Consider the following 15,503-nt stretch of genomic DNA (forward strand, 5'->3'; position numbering starts at 1 on the left):
GGCATTGCAGACGAGCTGATCCCGAATTCGGCGCAGCGTCTCGAAACTATCTGAATCCAATAGGGAAAATCACGCCATCATAGTGCGCGGCCAAGTTTTAGCTGCATCGTTCGAAAAGTGAAAATTCGAGGCATCGGCATCCAGCGTGGGGTCGGCCGCTGCTTCTGTCAGGCCAGCGGCCCTGCACATGGATCGACACAAGAGGCACCTGGCGCATCGAACAGGTCACTCCTCCAAGGCCGTGTCCTCCTGACACTCTCTATGAGCCCAATGCAAAGCGGGGCCAGTCTGTCCAGACCAGCCCCGCCGACTGACACCGCGCAGTGCGCGACGCCTCAATTCCAATGCAGATCAGGCTGCCTTTGCGCTGTCCGGCCCGAACCGACCGTAAAAGCTTTGGGTTTTGTCGGCCATCTCACGCAGCAGGGGCGGGCAGCTAAAGCGCGGACCATAGGCTTCGGTCAGCTGATCACAGCGTTCCGCCGCATAGGGCGCGCCGATCATGTCCAGCCAGCTGAGCGGTCCACCGGACCACGGCGCAAAGCCCCAGCCAAGGATCGCGCCGACGTCGCCTTCGCGGATGTCCATCAACACGCCTTCCTCCAGCGCGCGGACCGCCTCGAGCGATTGCACGAACAGCAGGCGATGCTGGACCTCGGTCACAGTGGGCTGGTCCTCGGCCTGCGGGTACTTGTCCTGCACCAACTGGCTCAGGCCCTGACGCTTGCCCTTTTCGTCGTAGTCGTAAAAGCCCGCCTTGGTCTTGCGACCCAACCGGCCCTCACCTTCCATCCAGAAGATGACCTCGTCGACCTCGCCGTCGGGATAGGCATCGCCCATCGCCGCGCGGGTCGCAAGGGCGATCTTGGCTCCCAGATCAATCGAGGTTTCATCGACCAGTTGCAGCGGCCCCAGCGGCATCCCTGCCATTTTGGCAGCGTTTTCGATCAGGGCGGGCGCTACGCCTTCCTTCACCATGCGGATGCCTTCGTTGATGTAGGGTATGATGCAACGGTTGGCGTAAAAGAACCGTGCGTCATTGACCACGATGGGCGTCTTGCGGATCTGGCGCACGAAATCCAGCGCCTTGGCCACGGCGCGGTCGCCGGTCTCCTTGCCCTTGATGATCTCGACCAACATCATCTTCTCGACGGGCGAGAAGAAGTGGATGCCGATATACTGCTCAGCATTTTTGGACGCCTTCGCCAGTTCCGAAATCGGCAGGGTCGAGGTATTGGTGGCAAAGATACAGTCGTCGCCGGTCACGGCGTCCACGGCTTTGGTCACTTCAGCCTTGATCTTGGGGTCCTCAAACACCGCCTCGACGATCAGGTCACAGCCTTTCAGATCGTCGTAGGACGTGGTCGCCGTGATCCGCGCCAGCATCGCGTCGGCCTTGTCCTGCGTGATCTTTTTCCGACTCACGCCTTTGGCGGCGTAATCCGCGCTATAGGCCTTGCCCTTGTCAGCGGCGGCCTGATCGCGGTCCAGCAGCACCACCTCGATGCCCGCCTGCGCCGATACCAGCGCGATGCCCGCGCCCATCATGCCCGCACCCAGTACGCCAACCTTGGTGACCTTCTGGTCAGCCACATCTGCCGGACGCACAGCACCCTTTTCCAGCGCTTCCTTGTTGATGAACAGCGACCGGATCATGTTCGCCGATGAGGGGTTCATCAACACGTTGGTGAACCAGCGCGCCTCGATCTTCAGCGCGGTGTCAAAGGGCACCAGTGCCCCCTCATAGACCGCCGACAGCAGCGCCTTGGCGGCGGGGTAGACGCCCTTGGTCTTGCCGTTGACCATCGCGCTCGCCCCGACAAAGGTCATGAAGCCGGCGGGGTGATAGGGCGCACCGCCGGGCATCTTATAGCCTTTGGCATCCCACGGCTTTAGAATATCGGCATCCTTGGCGTTCAAAACCCACTCTTTCGCGGCGGCCAGCGGGTCCTCGACCACCTCGTCGATCACCCCGGCGGCCTTGGCCTTTTTCGGATCGTTCAGCTTTCCCTCCAGCAGCAGCGGAGAAGCGGCCATCGCGCCCATCTTGCGCACAAGGCGCGTGGTGCCACCTGCGCCCGGAAAGATGCCGACCATGATCTCGGGCAGGCCGATCTTGGCCTTGGGGTTGTCGGCGGCAAAGATCCGGTGCGTCGACAACGGGATCTCCAGACCGATGCCAAGTGCTGTGCCGGGCAGGGCGGTGGCGATCGGCTTGCCACCCTTGTTGGTCTTGGGGTCCATGCCCGCGCGCTCGATCTTGCGCATGATGCGGTGGGCGTTCATGATCCCGTCAAACAGACCCTTGGCCGGGTCGTCTCCGGCCATTTCTTTCATCTTGGCGATGACCTTCAGGTCCATGCCGCCGGCAAAGCTGTCCTTGCCAGAGGTGATCACGATCCCCTTGACCGCATCATCTGCCAAGGCGTCGTCGATCAACCCGTCCAGTTCGTCCCAGGCCTCCAGCGTCATCACGTTCATGGACTTGCCGGGCACATCCCAGGTGATTACCGCGACGCCGTCTGCGTCCGTTTTCATCGTGAAATCAGTCATGCTCACTCTCCAGTATTTTTCGGGTGGCGCCCTGTCCACGCATGGTGGCCGCGGGCGTTGAGGATTGCCGACATCTTCCATCCGTCGTCAGTGGGATGCAGAAGTGCCGTTGATGTATAGGGATCGGCGATCCGTTTGCCCTGCCGCATCAGGTTGGTGCGGTAAGAGGCCAGAACGGTCCCGTCTTCGCAGTGTTCGACGCCCATCCGTTCCCGGTGGACAATATCCAGAGCCATGGCATCGCAGGCTTCAAGGTACAGTTCAAAATTCTTCCGCACGTCGTCATCGGTGGACAGGGTGACAGGCCCGGAACCCGTAACCATGCTGAAAGGCAGCTGCATCCGTGCGCGCCATTTGGTGATGTCGCGCGTCAAGAAAGGCTCGGAGATATCTTTTAGAAACTCTTCGAATGCGGCATGTGTGAAAGCAGATGTCATGGCCTTTCCAACTCCCCACCATCGCGGCGCACAAAGCGCATCTTGCCGTCTTCAACCTCGACCTTCAGATCCAGGTCCGAATACCAGCCGGTCTCTCGGTCCGTCCGTGTGCCAACCACAACAAAAGCAGCCTCCGTATCCGACCTGTTCAGGATATGATGACCGTTCGGGTCGCCCGCCGGAAACGCGCAGCAATCACCGGGGGCAAGCGGCGTCTCGCCGGTGTCGTCGACCAGTGTAAGCGCCCCTTCGGTCACCACCAGAAATTCATCCTGACGTTCATGCCAGTGCCGAAGTGAGGACATCGCGCCGGGGGCCAACCTCACGAGGTTTGCACCGAATTGGGTCAGCCCGGCGGCGTCGCCCAGGCGCTGCTGACGACGCCCGATCATGGCCTCATCATGCGGGGCAGGGTAGGAGGACCCGGTGCGCAGGGGTATCTTGTCCAGATCAATCTTCGGCATCAGGTCGCCTGCCTTTCCAGAAGATGTTCGAACGCTCTTGGCGCGATTGTCGTGGATTCACGGGCCTTCATGCCGCAACGAATGTGGCTTGCCCGCCAGTGTGGCCCTTCTTTCACCAGAGCGTGTTCACAGAAATATGGATCGACAAGATAGGTTCCGCCGCGCATGACACGTGTCTTGTGACGGCCACTGATCTGCGTTCCCACCGGATTGATGAATTTCGCATCGATGCAGATGCGGCGATATTCGGTTGTGCCAAGGTCCAAAGGGGTGCTGCGCTGTTCCTCCAGCATGACCTCAAGAGCCTCGAGCCGTTCGACCCGAAGTGCGGTTCCCATCGTCCGGACCTTTGACGGAATCGCAAGCGCGTTGTCGATCCGCGACAGGTCACCGTCGATGAACTGCCGCGTCACCGTGTCCAGATTGGTCTGACAATACTCTTTCGCCATGTCTTCGGTCATGTGAGGCCGCCATGTCCGGGGGCGGCCTGCGCGTCAATTTGCGCCTGCATTGTCAAATGGCCCATTGGGTGAATGACAGAGGTCATGCGCCAGTTCAGGTCCGCGCCTTGTTCGATGGTCATAGCGCTCTTGTAGGCCGGGATAACCAAACGAGCGCCGCTCAGAATATGGGTGCGATACGCTCCGTGGATTCTGCGGTCGCCAACCATCTCGGCGATATGGACGCGCCGGACGATGTCGCTCACGCCATGAACGCGCAATTGCGTGACGGTCCGGTTAAAGTCTTCCTCAAGGCCGTCTGTTCTCATCACGACCATCGTTCCCTTGCTCGTCTGAACAAAAAGCGGCAGTTGAACAGCTTCGCTCAAGGTGGCGAAATGGCCATCCAGATAGGCACGAGTAACACGGTCCAGATAGCTCTGGAAAACGGCTTCGGCGGCATATTTTTGCACCTGATCGGTTTTTGGCGGCGTCCCGCCGCTCAGCAGTGCCTGACCATGGTCGCTGTCCGACGGCACGGAATACAGCATTCCGGAAATCAGCCACTGATCGTTCTCGCACACCAGTTGTGACAGCGTCACCACGGGGTCTTTCAGAAGCGTGCCATCCTCCGACCGAACATGCGTCATATGGCAGGATCGTATCACATCCGGCCCGTCAAAGAGCGCCAACTCGATCCATCGGTCCAGTTTCGCCAGACCAATGTCCGCGTAATGCGCGCGCACCCGGACAAATGCGCGTTCCAGATCCGCCTTATTGTTTAGAAGGCGGACACCGTCGATCGTCACGATGGACTGTGGCAGTTTGAAACAGTTTGCGAAGGCATCGAAATCGCCAGCCATAAGCGCGCGTCCAGTGGCATCCAGAAGGCTGGATGCCACTTTTTTCGCGGTTTCTGGCGACATCGGCACCGGAGTTACACCCTCTCGATGATCGTCGCGGCACCCATGCCCGACGCGATGCAGAGCGTGGCCAGGCCGGTGCCTTTACCGGTCCGCTCCAACTCATCCAGCATGGTGCCAAGGATGATCGCGCCTGTCGCGCCCAAAGGGTGGCCCATGGCGATGGAACCGCCGTTCACGTTGACCTTGCTGTCGTCCACGTCAAAGGCCTGCATGAAGCGCAGCACAACCGAGGCAAAGGCCTCATTGACCTCAAACAGGTCGATGTCGCTGATCGACATGCCGCTGTCCTTGAGGATTTTCTGTGTCGCGGGGACCGGGCCGGTCAACATGATGGTTGGATCGGTGCCGATTTTGCAGGTCGCCCGGATACGCGCACGCGGCTTCAGTCCGTATTTCTCGCCGAACTCCTTGTTGCCGATCAGCATGGCGGCCGATCCGTCCACGATGCCAGAGCTGTTGCCGGCATGGTGAATGTGGTTGATCCGCTCCAGATGCGGGTACTTCATCAGCGCGATGGCATCAAAACCCGGCATGACCTCGCCCATATCCTTGAACGACGGCTTGAGCGCGCCCAGCGTCTGCATGTCGGTGCCCGGCCGCATGTATTCGTCATGGTCGAGGATCGGAAGGCCGTTCACGTCGCGCACGGTGATGAGCGACTTTTCGAACCGCTTGTCCGCCCAAGCCGCGGCGGCCCGCTTTTGGCTTTCGACAGCCAGACCGTCAGCATCATCACGCGAAAAGCCGTATTCGGTTGCGATGATATCGGCCGAGATGCCCTGCGGGACGAAATAGCTGTCCATGGCGATCGACGGATCGACCGCGATGGCCGCGCCGTCGCTGCCCATGGCCACGCGGCCCATCATTTCGACCCCGCCGGCGATATAGGCCTGACCGGCACCGCCCTTGACCTGGTTCGCGGCCAGGTTCACCGCCTCCAGACCCGAGGCGCAGAAACGGTTGATCGCAAGGCCGGGGATGCTCTCGTCAAGGTCGCTCGCCAATACGGCAGACCGCGCAAGGCAACCGCCCTGTTCGCCGACTTGGGTGACGTTTCCCCAGATCACGTCCTCGACGGCGTGACCATCAAGGCCGTTGCGGTCCTTCACGGCGTTCAAGACCTGTGCCGAAAGGCGCAGCGAGGTGACTTCGTGCAGGCTGCCATCCTTGCGGCCCTTGCCGCGCGGGGTGCGGACGGCGTCGTAGATATAGGCTTCGGTCATGTGATATCCTTTTCTTCAGGCCCGATCCGCAGGGGATCCGGGCATCAGCTCATAGGGTGCTTTCCAACGGGGCAGCCCCTCGATATTTTTCAGCCACCGGTCGATCGCGGGCCAATCGCTGCGGTCAAAACCAAAGGGTTCGGGGTAAAAGAGATAGCCGCAGCAGGTCAGGTCCGCATTTGTAGGCGCATCCCCAACGATCCACGTCCGGTTCGATAGGTGTGCGTCGAGAATGCCATAGGCGCTTTTGAGCCGCCCCTGCATGAAACCGATCACCTCTGCGGGTTGTTTCTCCTTGGGCAGGAAGTTCATCAGGAACCGCGTCATGCCTGCCATTGATGACAGCTTATGATTGTCCCAGAGTATCCAGCGCAGAACCTCGCGCTCTTCGGCGTTGGTCGCTCCGCCGAAATGTCCGTAGGTCTGGGACAGGTACTGCTGGATCACGCCGGACTGGCTGAGCCGGATGTCGCCATCCTCCAGCACCGGGCATTCACCCATCTCGTTGACGTCCTGCCGATATGGATCGGACCGGGTCTCACCGTTAAAGAAATCGACCTTCACCGGCTCCCAGTCCAGCCCGGCCAGTTCCAGCGCCAGTGCCGCCTTGTAAGAATGTCCCGACTCGCCAAAGCAATAGAGTTTCATGGTCATCGCGCAGCGCCTCCCGTCGCGCCTGTTTTTCCCGACAGAGCGGGGGTTTCACACCCCCGCGCCCCCGTGGAGGTATTTTCACCAAGAAGAAGCTGAAAGACGCTTCCGCCAGTAACCGAGCGTTAAGGTTAACGCGCCTAGTCTTGTTGTGCGGTACAGGCTGGAGAGCCGATGACCGCCCAAGGAGAAGTCCCGCTTCTAGCCAAAGGATCGGGCACCGCGGGGAGGCCGATTGCAGCCCGGATGTATGGGTCCGATACGCGGCCTTCCTGCTTCTTCTTGGTCAAAATACTCATATCCTCCTTCACCACGCCGCGCTGACCTAGAGCGCGCGCGCGATCAGTTCTTTCATGATCTCGTTCGTGCCGCCGTAGATGCGTTGAACCCGGGCATCGGCCCACATTTCGGCCACGGCGTATTCCTGCATAAAGCCATAACCGCCATGCAGCTGGACGCATTCATCCAGAACCTCGCCTTGCGTGTCGCTCAGCCAGTATTTCGCCATAGCCGCCTTTTCGACGCTCAGTTTGCCTTCCAGATGCTCGGCCATGCAGGCATCGAGGAAGGCGCGCGAGACCGTCGTCTTGGTCTGACATTCCGCCAGCTTGAAACGGGTGTTCTGGAACTGGGTAAGCGGGCCACCAAAGGCTTCGCGTTCCTTGCAATAGCGAACCGTGCGGTCCACCGCGCCTTCCATCGCGCCCACCGCGCCGCAGGCGATGATCAATCGCTCCTGCGGGAGTTGCTGCATCATCTGGTAGAACCCTTGCCCCTCGGCACCGCCCAGCAGGTTTTCCGGCGGTATTTCAACATTGTCGAAGAACAGCTCGGATGTGTCGGCCGCGTGGCAGCCGATCTTGTCGAGGTTGCGACCTCGGCTGAACCCTGCCGCGCCTTCGGTTTCGACCACCATCAGCGACATGCCTTTGGAGCCTTCCTTGGGATCGGTCTTGGCCGCCACGATGATCAAGTTCGCGTGTTGCCCATTGGTGATAAAGGTCTTTTGCCCGCTCAGCCGGTAGGCGTTGCCCTCTTTCACAGCCTTGGTCTTTAGCCGCTGCACATCCGACCCGCCCGAGGGTTCTGTCATCGCCAATGCGCCCACCAGCTCACCAGTCACCATCTTGGGCAGCCAGCGCGCTTTTTGCTCCTCGGTGCCGTAGGACAGGATGTAGTGCGCGACGATGCCAGAGTGAATGCCGTGACCCCAGCTGGCCAGATTGGCGCGCCCGGCCTCTATCAGGATTACCGCCTCATGGCCGAAATCGCCGCCCGCGCCGCCGTATTCCTCTGGAATCGAGGGACAGAGCAGGCCCAGTTCACCTGCCTGTGCCCATGTTTCGCGGTCCATCTGGCCCTGCTTGCGCCATTTGTCATAGAGCGGCTGCCATTCGGTTTCGATGAACTTCGCCGTCATCTCGGCCAGCATGGCGTGTTCGTCGGTCATCCAGTTTTGCGGCATGGGGTCCCCGTTATGTCTTGCGTTCGTCCAGATCGGCATTGAACAGCCGCAACCGGTGCGCCAGCGCATCGGTGTCGGTCACGCTGTCGAAGTGTTCAAAGAGGAAAGACAAAGCCTCACCTTCGTCCAGCCCCGCCTCGTGGGCAAAACGTTTGAGCTTGCGATAGCCGTCTTCGGTCATCGCGACCGGAAAGCGGCGAGTCAGGCGAAATCGTTTTGGCATGGGCTCCTCCGAGGCTGGGTGTGCCGGGCGGGTCGCCCGGCGATGGGGCGGCGGGGACATCCCACCGCGCATACCTTTGCCTCAGAACGCGTCCGCCTCAAGCGCCATGACCGTCTCTGCGCCACTCTCGATCCGCTTGAGGTGGGTGCCGGTCATCGGCAACTGGCGCGCCATGTAGTAACGCCCGGTCGCGATCTTGGTGGCGTAGAAGTCCGCATCGCCCCCACCTGCGGCCAGCTTGGCCTTTGCGGTCCATGCCATTTTCGACCACATCAGCCCAAGGCACACATGCCCGAAGAGGTGCATGAAGTCGTAAGAGCCGGACAGCGCGTTGTTCGGGTTCTTCATGCCGTTCTGCATGAAATACATGCCCGCCGCCTGCAGATCCTTGGAGGCCGCCTTGAGCGGGTCGAGGAAGTGTTTATCGAAATCCTCGTCCTGACCTTTGTGTTCAGAGGCAAAGCTTTTGACCATGTCAAAGAAGGCCATGACGTGTTTGCCGCCATCCTGCGCCAGCTTGCGGCCCACGAGGTCCAGCGCCTGCACGCCATTTGCACCTTCGTAGATCATGGCAATGCGGGCGTCGCGGGCGAACTGCGACATGCCCCATTCCTCGATGTAGCCGTGGCCGCCATAGACCTGCTGCGCGGCAGTGGCCATCTCGAAGCCCTTGTCGGTCAGAAAGCCTTTGACGATCGGGGTCAGCAGGGAAATCAGGCCGTCGGCGGCGGCATCGTCTGTCTTGTGCGCGCGGTCGATCATCGACGCGCCCCAAAAAACAAAAGCGCGGGCCGCTTCGACAAAGCTTTTCTGATCCATCAGGTTGCGGCGGATATCGGGGTGCACGATCAGCGGATCGGCGGGGCCATCCGGGTTCTTTACACCGGTCACGTCGCGCCCCTGCAGACGGTCCTTGGCGTATTCAACGGCGTTCTGATAGGCGACTTCGGCCTGAGCATAGCCTTGAAGACCGACACCGACGCGGGCCTCGTTCATCATGGTGAACATGGCGCGCATGCCCTTGTGCTCGTCGCCCAACAAATAGCCCGTCGCCTCGTCGTAATCCATGACGCAGGTCGAATTGCCGTGGATGCCCATCTTTTCCTCGATCTTGCCGACCGAGACGCCATTGCGCGCGCCAGGATTGCCATCGGCATCGACGATGAACTTGGGCACGATGAACAGGGAGACGCCCTTGATACCCTCGGGGCCGCCGGGGATCTTGGCCAGAACCAGATGGATCACGTTCTGGCTCATGTCGTGGTCACCGGCAGAGATAAAGATCTTCTGTCCGGTGACTTTGTAGCTGCCATCGTCCTGCGGGACGGCCTTGGTGCGCATCAGGCCCAGATCGGTGCCGCAGTGCGGCTCGGTCAGGTTCATGGTGCCGGTCCATTCACAGGTCACCATCTTGGGCAGGTACATCGCCTTCTGCTCATCGGACCCATGCGCGTGGATCGCCGAATAGGCGCCGTGGGTCAGGCCGGGATACATGTTGAAGGCCATGTTGGCGGCGGAGAATTGTTCGCCCACCGCAGTGGCCAACACATAGGGGAGACCCTGGCCACCATACTCCGGGTCGCAGTCCAGTGCCGTCCAACCGCCTTCGCGCATCTGGTCGAAGGCCTCAAGGAACCCTTTCGGCGTGCGCACCACACCGTTTTCAAGGACACAGCCCTCGGTGTCGCCAACCTGATTCAACGGGGCCAGCACGTTCTCGGCCAATTTGGCCGCCTCGCCGAGGATCGCGTCGAGTGTTTCGCGGTCCAAGTCTTCGTATCCGGGGATATCCTGCGTGCTGATCTTCAGAACATCGTCGAGGATGAACATCTGGTCTTGGGTTGGCGCCGTGTAGCTGGGCATGTCTCTCTCCCTAAAGTCCTGCCCGCGACCCCCTGTTTACCGGGCCGCGCGCTTCTGCTCAATTGAGGCCAGCATCCGCTCGCCCCATTTCATCTGGTCCTGCAACTCACCGATCGCGGTGTTCAGATCGTCCCGCTGCCGGATCAGGTCCGCCAACCGGTTTTTCGCCACCCCGTAGGCCGCTTCCAGCTGCGTCTGCTGCCGGTCGCCCACATGGTAGAGGTCAAGCAGTTGCCTGATTTCCTCAAGGCTGAAACCAAACCGCTTGCCGCGCAAGATCAGCTTTAGCCGGGCCCGGTCGCGCCGGGTAAACAGCCGTTTCTGGCCTTCGCGTATCGGGAAGAGCAGCTCCTTCTGCTCATAAAAGCGCAAGGTTCGAGGGGTCACCTCGAACGTGTCGCACATTTCCCGGATCGTCATCAGTTGCCCATCTGTCATGTCTCGCATCCCCGGTTCTCCATGTCCGTCACATCAGTGTCACGGAGAGGAGGTGCAGGTTGCGCTCCCTTCTTACAATGGGAATTCGCGTTGACGTAACTCATACGCTGCGTCACTCACGGCTTGACGTAAGATAAGGCAAGGTCAAGTGCTGCTTTGCGCAATATTTTTACCAACGGGTAAAATTTCTGCGCAGCGAATGGCTTAGGCGGTTTGGCGTGACTGCGACCAAAGCGTCAATCAGGTGTCAACCGGCACCGTTCAACGTTTGGTCAGTCTCGTCACGCAGTGCTTTTAATTCGTTCATTGCTTCGTCAAGTTGGCGCCGCTCGTCTTCGAGATGGGCAAGTTGCCGGTCTGCCATGGCGATCCATGCCCGCATTTGCGCCTCGGTGCCTTCGTGTTCGTAGATCAGCAGCCACTGGCGAATATCTTCGAGTTGGAAACCAAATTTTCGGCCGCGCAGAATCAGCGTCATCCGCGCAATCTCGCGCGGGCCGTAGTGGCGCGACCGGCCATCCCGCTCGGGGGTCAGAAGCTCAATATATTCGTAATAGCGCAAGGTTCGCGGCGTGACGTCGAACTTTGCGCACATTTCCTTGAACGTCAGACGCGTGTCGCTCATCACCTGTCTCCCCATCGTCCACGGTGAAACCTAGGCCGCAGCTGCCCCCGAGACAACCCGACGTCAGTGCGCACCCCGATCCCGGATCGCTTGCAGCCCTCCACCCGCGCGCCCATAAAGATCCCAAGGAGAACCCCCAATGACCGCAGACAAGGCCCGCATTGCCCGTCAGTTCATCGATTCCATACCGCATTGCCGTGCGCTGGGCATGGAAATCACCGAAATCGGCGACGGGCTGGCAGAGATTCGCCTGCCCTACGACGCCCGCTTTATCGGTGACCCCGAAACCGGCGTGATCCATGGCGGCGCGGTTTCGGCCCTGATGGACACGTGCAGCGGTGCGGCGGTCATGAGCCACCCGCAATCGCCCGCCGGCACGGCGACCATCGACCTGCGGCTGGACTACATGCGGCCCGCCACGCCGGGGCAGACCATCACGGCGCGTGCCGAATGCTATCACATCACCCGCTCGGTCGCCTTTGTCCGCGCGACCGCCATGGACGAAGACCCAGAACGCCCGGTGGCGACGGCAGCCGGCACATTCACCGTGGAGGGCAAATGATGGCGCACACCCCTCCTGAACCCGTCCAGATCATCAAGCAGCGTCGTGACGCCGCGTTGTCGGCGCTGGTGTCGGGCGTGCCTTACATGCAGTATCTCGGGGTGAGCTTTGACCGCCGTGGCGATGAGCTCACCGCAATTCTGTCCTATGACGAAAAGCTGATCGGCAACCCATTCCTGCCCGCGATCCACGGTGGGGTGACCGCCGCCTTTCTTGAGATGACGGCCATGGTCACGCTAAGCTGGAGCTATCTTTGGCAGGATATCGAGTCCGGAACGCTTGATCCCGACGAAATGGCGCGCGGCGCGCTGCCCCGCCTGCCGAAGACCATCGACTTTACCGTCGACTATCTGCGCACGGGGCTGCCGCGTGACGCCTATGCCCGCGCCCGTGTGACTCGGTCAGGGCGGCGCTATGCCAGCGTGCAGGCCGAGGCATGGCAAGACAATCGTGACCGCCCCATCGCCGAGGCGACGGCGCATTTCCTGATGCCGCGCCGAGACGACTGAACGGACCGGTTGCGGCTCTTGCCGATCCGGAAAGCCTGACATACCCGGTACATATCCTTTCTGGCGATGCAGCTTTGTCTACATCGCGTTTTTCGACAATTGAATTGCCATGACCACAGCAGAGCCCATCACCCACGCCCGTGTCCTGCGGATCGCCGTTCCCATCGTGCTGGCGAACATGACGGTGCCGTTGCAGGGCGTGGCCGACACCGCTGTGATCGGCCAGATCCCCGACGCGACACCCATTGCCGCCGTCGCGATAGGTGCCGCGCTGTTGTCGACCCTTCTCTGGGTCTTCGGGTTCCTGCGGATGGGTACGGCGGGCATGACCGCGCAGGCGCATGGTGCCGGCGACCGGGCAGAGGTCGCGGCACTGCTGACCCGCGCGCTGATGATCGGCGGGGCAGGGGGGCTGTTACTGATCCCGCTCATGGGGCCGATTGCCGATCTGGGGTTTGCCTATTCCCCGGCCGCCGATGAGGTAAAAACCCTTGCCCGCGACTACATGGACATCCGCATCCTGTCGGCCCCGGCGGCCGTGGCGATCTTTGGCATCAATGGCTGGCTCGGCGCGCAAGAGCGCACGCGCTCGATGCTGGCGCTACAGATCTGGATCGTCAGCCTGAACATCGCGCTTAACCTGCTGTTCGTGGTGGGCTGGGACCTTGGAGTGCCGGGCCTTGCATGGGCGACGGTCTGCGCCGACTGGACCGGCTTGGCCCTTGGCCTCTGGCTCTGCCGGGGGGCTTTTGCCAACCCGGCATGGCGCGACTGGCCGCGGGTTTTTGACCGCGCCCGCCTGCGCGTCATGGCGGTGGTCAACAGCGATATCCTCCTGCGCTCGCTCATGCTCGAGGCGGTGCTGCTGTCGTTCATCTTCTACTACAGCGCCGGATTCGGGGTGGTGGTTTTGGCGGCAAGCCATGTTCTTCTGCACTTCATCGAAATCATGGCCTATGCGTTGGACGGTTTCGCCTTTGCCGCCGAGGCGATGGTGGGGCAGGCGTTCGGAGCCCGCGCGCTGGACCGGATGCGCCGCGCTGTCTGGCTGACCAGCCTCTGGGGATTCCTGTCGAACTTTGCCTTCGCGCTGACTTTCGCCTTGCTGGGCGGGGGGATCATCGACGCGATTACCAAAGACCCGGAAGTGCAGCAGGCTGCGCGGCAGTTCTTGCCGTGGATCGTGCTGGCACCGGTCCTTGGCCTGCCGGCCTGGATGCTGGACGGTATCTTTATCGGGGCAACGCGGACTCGCGACATGCGCAACATGATGGCGGTCTCGGTCTTAATCTACTTCGCTGCGGCCACGGTGCTGATCCCGCTCTGGGGGCCGCACGGCATGTGGGCCGCGCTGATGATCGCCTTTATCGCGCGTGGCGTGACGCTGGGTCTGCGGTATCCGTCTCTGGAACGGGCAATGCAGTAACAAAGACGCGAGGCGCAGGGTAAGTCTATGAAAGAGAACTAGACGACCGGTCTAATCATTCCTAACTGCTCCTCATGACAGAGACGCCAAATACCCGCCAGACGATCCTTGATGCCGGTCAGGCACTGATGTTGACGTCTGGCTTTGCAGGATTGGGCCTCTCGACCCTGCTTAAGGCGGCAGGGGTGCCCAAGGGGTCGTTCTATCATTGGTTCGAGTCCAAGGAAGATTTCGGCCGCGCTGCGATTGAGGTCTATGCCGAAGGGTACATCACCCGGCTTGACGCACTGATTGAAGGGGCGGGAACGGGGGCGGACAAACTCGACCGCTTCTTTGGCGCTTGGAGGTCGGACGCTGCGACCGCTGGGCTGGCCGAACGCTGCCTTGTGGTCAAACTGGGGGCTGAAGTGTCCGACCTGTCCGAGGCCATGCGCGCGGCGATGGACCGGGGCGTGCAGCAATTCATTGGCCGTCTTGCCGACCTCTTGGGGCAGGGGGCCGAGGATGGCAGCTTGCGCACCCTTGCTGATCCACTATCCGAGGCCCGCCGCATCTACGCGTCCCTACTGGGCGCGGCAATCCTGACCCGGATTTCGCGCAATGATGCCGCTCTGTGCGATGCAACGAACGACGCCCGCGCGCGTTTGAAATCCTGAACATCCATACACTCTAGATAAGGAACACCACGATGAAAGCCGTGATCCACGAGACATTCGGCGACCCCGCCGAGGTTGTGAAAACCGCCGAGATCGACACACCCAAACCCGGCAAGGGGCAGGTGTTGATCCGCACCATCCTGTCGACCATACACAACCATGACCTTTGGACAGTGCAAGGCAATTACGGCGTGAAACCCGATCTGCCTGCCACCGGCGGAACCGAGGCCGTCGGCGTGATCGAGGCGTTGGGCGATGGCGTGCCAGAAGACCTGAAGGGCAAGCGCGTCACCTCTGCCGGGGCAATGGGCACTTGGGCCGAATACTTCACCGCCCCCGCAGCGGGCATCATTCCACTGCCTGACGCGATTTCGGATGAGGCGGGCGCACAACTGGTGGCCATGCCCTTTTCGGCCATAGCCCTGCTGGAATTCCTGCACGTCGAACCGGGCGACTGGATCGTACAGACCGCCGCCAACGGTGCCGTGGGCAAGATCCTAGCTAAGCTAGCAGAGGCGCGGGGCGTCAAGGTTCTCAGCCTCGTCCGTCGTGCAGCAGCCAAGGCCGAACTGACAGACCTGGGCATCGACAACGTGCTGTCGACCGAAGACGACGGTTGGATCGAGGCGGCAAAGGCGATCCTTGGCCCGGACGGGGCACGCGCCGCCGTGGATTCTGTCGGGGGTGAGATGGGCGCAAATCTGGTCGAGCTGCTGGGACAAGAGGGCCTGTTGGTCACCTTTGGCACCGCCACAGGCGCGCCTCTGGAACTCGAAACCGGGCCGATCATCTTCAAGCACATCACGCTCAAGGGGTTCTGGGGCAAGAAAGTCATCGAGGAAATGCCCGCTGATGACCGCACTCGCCTGATGACGGAACTGGTGACACTCGCCGTCCAAGGCAAATTGCCATTGACCGTGGACCAGACCTTTACCCTTGATCAGGGGCAAGAGGCCGCCGCCGCCGCCCGCACTCCGGGCCGCAAGGGCAAGGTCATGTTCCGGGCCTGACCTGACCAATTTCACACCTTGCGCCCCCAGAG

The 15,503-nt window shown here is 61.1% G+C and carries 17 protein-coding genes; 5 read left to right on the forward strand and 12 right to left on the reverse strand.

Annotated features, from left to right (window positions below):
• Window positions 1-351: 351 nt before the first annotated feature.
• From VOI21_RS22280 to VOI21_RS22335, 12 genes are all read right to left on the reverse strand, one after another.
• The gene (locus VOI21_RS22280; protein ID WP_323772169.1) at window positions 352-2,553 is read right to left on the reverse strand and encodes a 3-hydroxyacyl-CoA dehydrogenase NAD-binding domain-containing protein; all 2,202 of its coding nucleotides are present in this window, start codon (window positions 2,551-2,553) and stop codon (window positions 352-354) included.
• Window positions 2,554-2,555: 2 nt separating this feature from the next.
• A complete protein-coding gene (locus VOI21_RS22285; protein ID WP_323772170.1) occupies window positions 2,556-2,990 on the reverse strand; it encodes a hypothetical protein in 435 nt (144 codons plus the stop codon).
• Window positions 2,987-3,454 (reverse strand): cupin domain-containing protein, encoded by a 468-nt coding sequence (locus VOI21_RS22290; RefSeq protein ID WP_323772171.1) that lies wholly within the window; start codon window positions 3,452-3,454, stop codon window positions 2,987-2,989. The genes VOI21_RS22285 and VOI21_RS22290 overlap by 4 nt, the downstream gene beginning before the upstream one ends.
• Entirely contained in the window at window positions 3,454-3,915 is a 462-nt protein-coding gene (locus VOI21_RS22295) for a hypothetical protein (protein ID WP_323772172.1), read from the reverse strand. The genes VOI21_RS22290 and VOI21_RS22295 overlap by 1 nt, the downstream gene beginning before the upstream one ends.
• The gene (locus tag VOI21_RS22300; RefSeq protein ID WP_323772173.1) at window positions 3,912-4,796 is read right to left on the reverse strand and encodes a hypothetical protein; all 885 of its coding nucleotides are present in this window, start codon (window positions 4,794-4,796) and stop codon (window positions 3,912-3,914) included. Before VOI21_RS22300 ends, VOI21_RS22295 begins: the two co-directional genes overlap by 4 nt.
• Window positions 4,797-4,831: 35 nt before the next feature.
• Window positions 4,832-6,043 (reverse strand): acetyl-CoA C-acetyltransferase, encoded by a 1,212-nt coding sequence (locus tag VOI21_RS22305; RefSeq protein WP_323772174.1) that lies wholly within the window; start codon window positions 6,041-6,043, stop codon window positions 4,832-4,834.
• A gap of 15 nt (window positions 6,044-6,058) precedes the next feature.
• Complete coding sequence (locus VOI21_RS22310; RefSeq protein ID WP_323772175.1) at window positions 6,059-6,697, reverse strand: glutathione S-transferase family protein; 639 nt, start codon at window positions 6,695-6,697, stop codon at window positions 6,059-6,061.
• Between the two features lie 322 nt (window positions 6,698-7,019).
• Window positions 7,020-8,159: an acyl-CoA dehydrogenase family protein gene (locus VOI21_RS22315; protein ID WP_323772176.1), complete on the reverse strand. Its 1,140-nt coding sequence runs from the start codon at window positions 8,157-8,159 to the stop codon at window positions 7,020-7,022.
• A 10-nt stretch (window positions 8,160-8,169) separates the two neighbouring features.
• A complete protein-coding gene (locus VOI21_RS22320; RefSeq protein ID WP_323772177.1) occupies window positions 8,170-8,382 on the reverse strand; it encodes a hypothetical protein in 213 nt (70 codons plus the stop codon).
• An 81-nt stretch (window positions 8,383-8,463) separates the two neighbouring features.
• Window positions 8,464-10,245: an acyl-CoA dehydrogenase C-terminal domain-containing protein gene (locus tag VOI21_RS22325; protein WP_323772178.1), complete on the reverse strand. Its 1,782-nt coding sequence runs from the start codon at window positions 10,243-10,245 to the stop codon at window positions 8,464-8,466.
• A 36-nt stretch (window positions 10,246-10,281) separates the two neighbouring features.
• The gene (locus tag VOI21_RS22330; protein ID WP_416358998.1) at window positions 10,282-10,683 is read right to left on the reverse strand and encodes a MerR family transcriptional regulator; all 402 of its coding nucleotides are present in this window, start codon (window positions 10,681-10,683) and stop codon (window positions 10,282-10,284) included.
• Window positions 10,684-10,930: 247 nt separating this feature from the next.
• Window positions 10,931-11,308, reverse strand: a complete 378-nt coding sequence (locus VOI21_RS22335) for a MerR family DNA-binding transcriptional regulator (protein WP_323772180.1) — start codon at window positions 11,306-11,308, stop codon at window positions 10,931-10,933.
• A 139-nt stretch (window positions 11,309-11,447) separates the two neighbouring features.
• On the opposite strand from VOI21_RS22335, the gene VOI21_RS22340 reads away from it, so the two are divergent.
• The 5 genes from VOI21_RS22340 (at window position 11,448) to VOI21_RS22360 (ending at window position 15,471) form a co-directional block, all read left to right on the forward strand.
• Window positions 11,448-11,870 (forward strand): PaaI family thioesterase, encoded by a 423-nt coding sequence (locus tag VOI21_RS22340; protein ID WP_323772181.1) that lies wholly within the window; start codon window positions 11,448-11,450, stop codon window positions 11,868-11,870.
• A complete protein-coding gene (locus VOI21_RS22345; RefSeq protein ID WP_323772182.1) occupies window positions 11,870-12,379 on the forward strand; it encodes a PaaI family thioesterase in 510 nt (169 codons plus the stop codon). Before VOI21_RS22340 ends, VOI21_RS22345 begins: the two co-directional genes overlap by 1 nt.
• 109 nt (window positions 12,380-12,488) lie before the next feature.
• On the forward strand, window positions 12,489-13,805 hold the full coding sequence (locus tag VOI21_RS22350; protein WP_323772183.1) for an MATE family efflux transporter: 1,317 nt from the start codon (window positions 12,489-12,491) through the stop codon (window positions 13,803-13,805).
• A 74-nt stretch (window positions 13,806-13,879) separates the two neighbouring features.
• Window positions 13,880-14,461 (forward strand): TetR/AcrR family transcriptional regulator, encoded by a 582-nt coding sequence (locus VOI21_RS22355; protein WP_323772184.1) that lies wholly within the window; start codon window positions 13,880-13,882, stop codon window positions 14,459-14,461.
• Between the two features lie 32 nt (window positions 14,462-14,493).
• On the forward strand, window positions 14,494-15,471 hold the full coding sequence (locus tag VOI21_RS22360) for a zinc-binding dehydrogenase (protein WP_323772185.1): 978 nt from the start codon (window positions 14,494-14,496) through the stop codon (window positions 15,469-15,471).
• Window positions 15,472-15,503 lie beyond the last annotated feature (32 nt).

The organism is Antarctobacter sp., assembly GCF_034670325.1.
Lineage (GTDB): Bacteria > Pseudomonadota > Alphaproteobacteria > Rhodobacterales > Rhodobacteraceae > Antarctobacter.

Coding starts and splice junctions, on each gene's coding strand:
- VOI21_RS22340 (WP_323772181.1), top strand. CDS start 11,448: ATGACCGCAGACAAGGCCCGCATTGCCCGTCAGTTCATCGATTCCATA.
- VOI21_RS22345 (WP_323772182.1), top strand. CDS start 11,870: ATGGCGCACACCCCTCCTGAACCCGTCCAGATCATCAAGCAGCGTCGT.
- VOI21_RS22330 (WP_416358998.1), bottom strand. CDS start 10,683: ATGACAGATGGGCAACTGATGACGATCCGGGAAATGTGCGACACGTTC.
- VOI21_RS22320 (WP_323772177.1), bottom strand. CDS start 8,382: ATGCCAAAACGATTTCGCCTGACTCGCCGCTTTCCGGTCGCGATGACC.
- VOI21_RS22335 (WP_323772180.1), bottom strand. CDS start 11,308: ATGAGCGACACGCGTCTGACGTTCAAGGAAATGTGCGCAAAGTTCGAC.
- VOI21_RS22290 (WP_323772171.1), bottom strand. CDS start 3,454: ATGCCGAAGATTGATCTGGACAAGATACCCCTGCGCACCGGGTCCTCC.
- VOI21_RS22295 (WP_323772172.1), bottom strand. CDS start 3,915: ATGACCGAAGACATGGCGAAAGAGTATTGTCAGACCAATCTGGACACG.
- VOI21_RS22350 (WP_323772183.1), top strand. CDS start 12,489: ATGACCACAGCAGAGCCCATCACCCACGCCCGTGTCCTGCGGATCGCC.
- VOI21_RS22310 (WP_323772175.1), bottom strand. CDS start 6,697: ATGACCATGAAACTCTATTGCTTTGGCGAGTCGGGACATTCTTACAAG.
- VOI21_RS22315 (WP_323772176.1), bottom strand. CDS start 8,159: ATGCCGCAAAACTGGATGACCGACGAACACGCCATGCTGGCCGAGATG.
- VOI21_RS22325 (WP_323772178.1), bottom strand. CDS start 10,245: ATGCCCAGCTACACGGCGCCAACCCAAGACCAGATGTTCATCCTCGAC.
- VOI21_RS22280 (WP_323772169.1), bottom strand. CDS start 2,553: ATGACTGATTTCACGATGAAAACGGACGCAGACGGCGTCGCGGTAATC.
- VOI21_RS22355 (WP_323772184.1), top strand. CDS start 13,880: ATGACAGAGACGCCAAATACCCGCCAGACGATCCTTGATGCCGGTCAG.
- VOI21_RS22285 (WP_323772170.1), bottom strand. CDS start 2,990: ATGACATCTGCTTTCACACATGCCGCATTCGAAGAGTTTCTAAAAGAT.
- VOI21_RS22360 (WP_323772185.1), top strand. CDS start 14,494: ATGAAAGCCGTGATCCACGAGACATTCGGCGACCCCGCCGAGGTTGTG.
- VOI21_RS22305 (WP_323772174.1), bottom strand. CDS start 6,043: ATGACCGAAGCCTATATCTACGACGCCGTCCGCACCCCGCGCGGCAAG.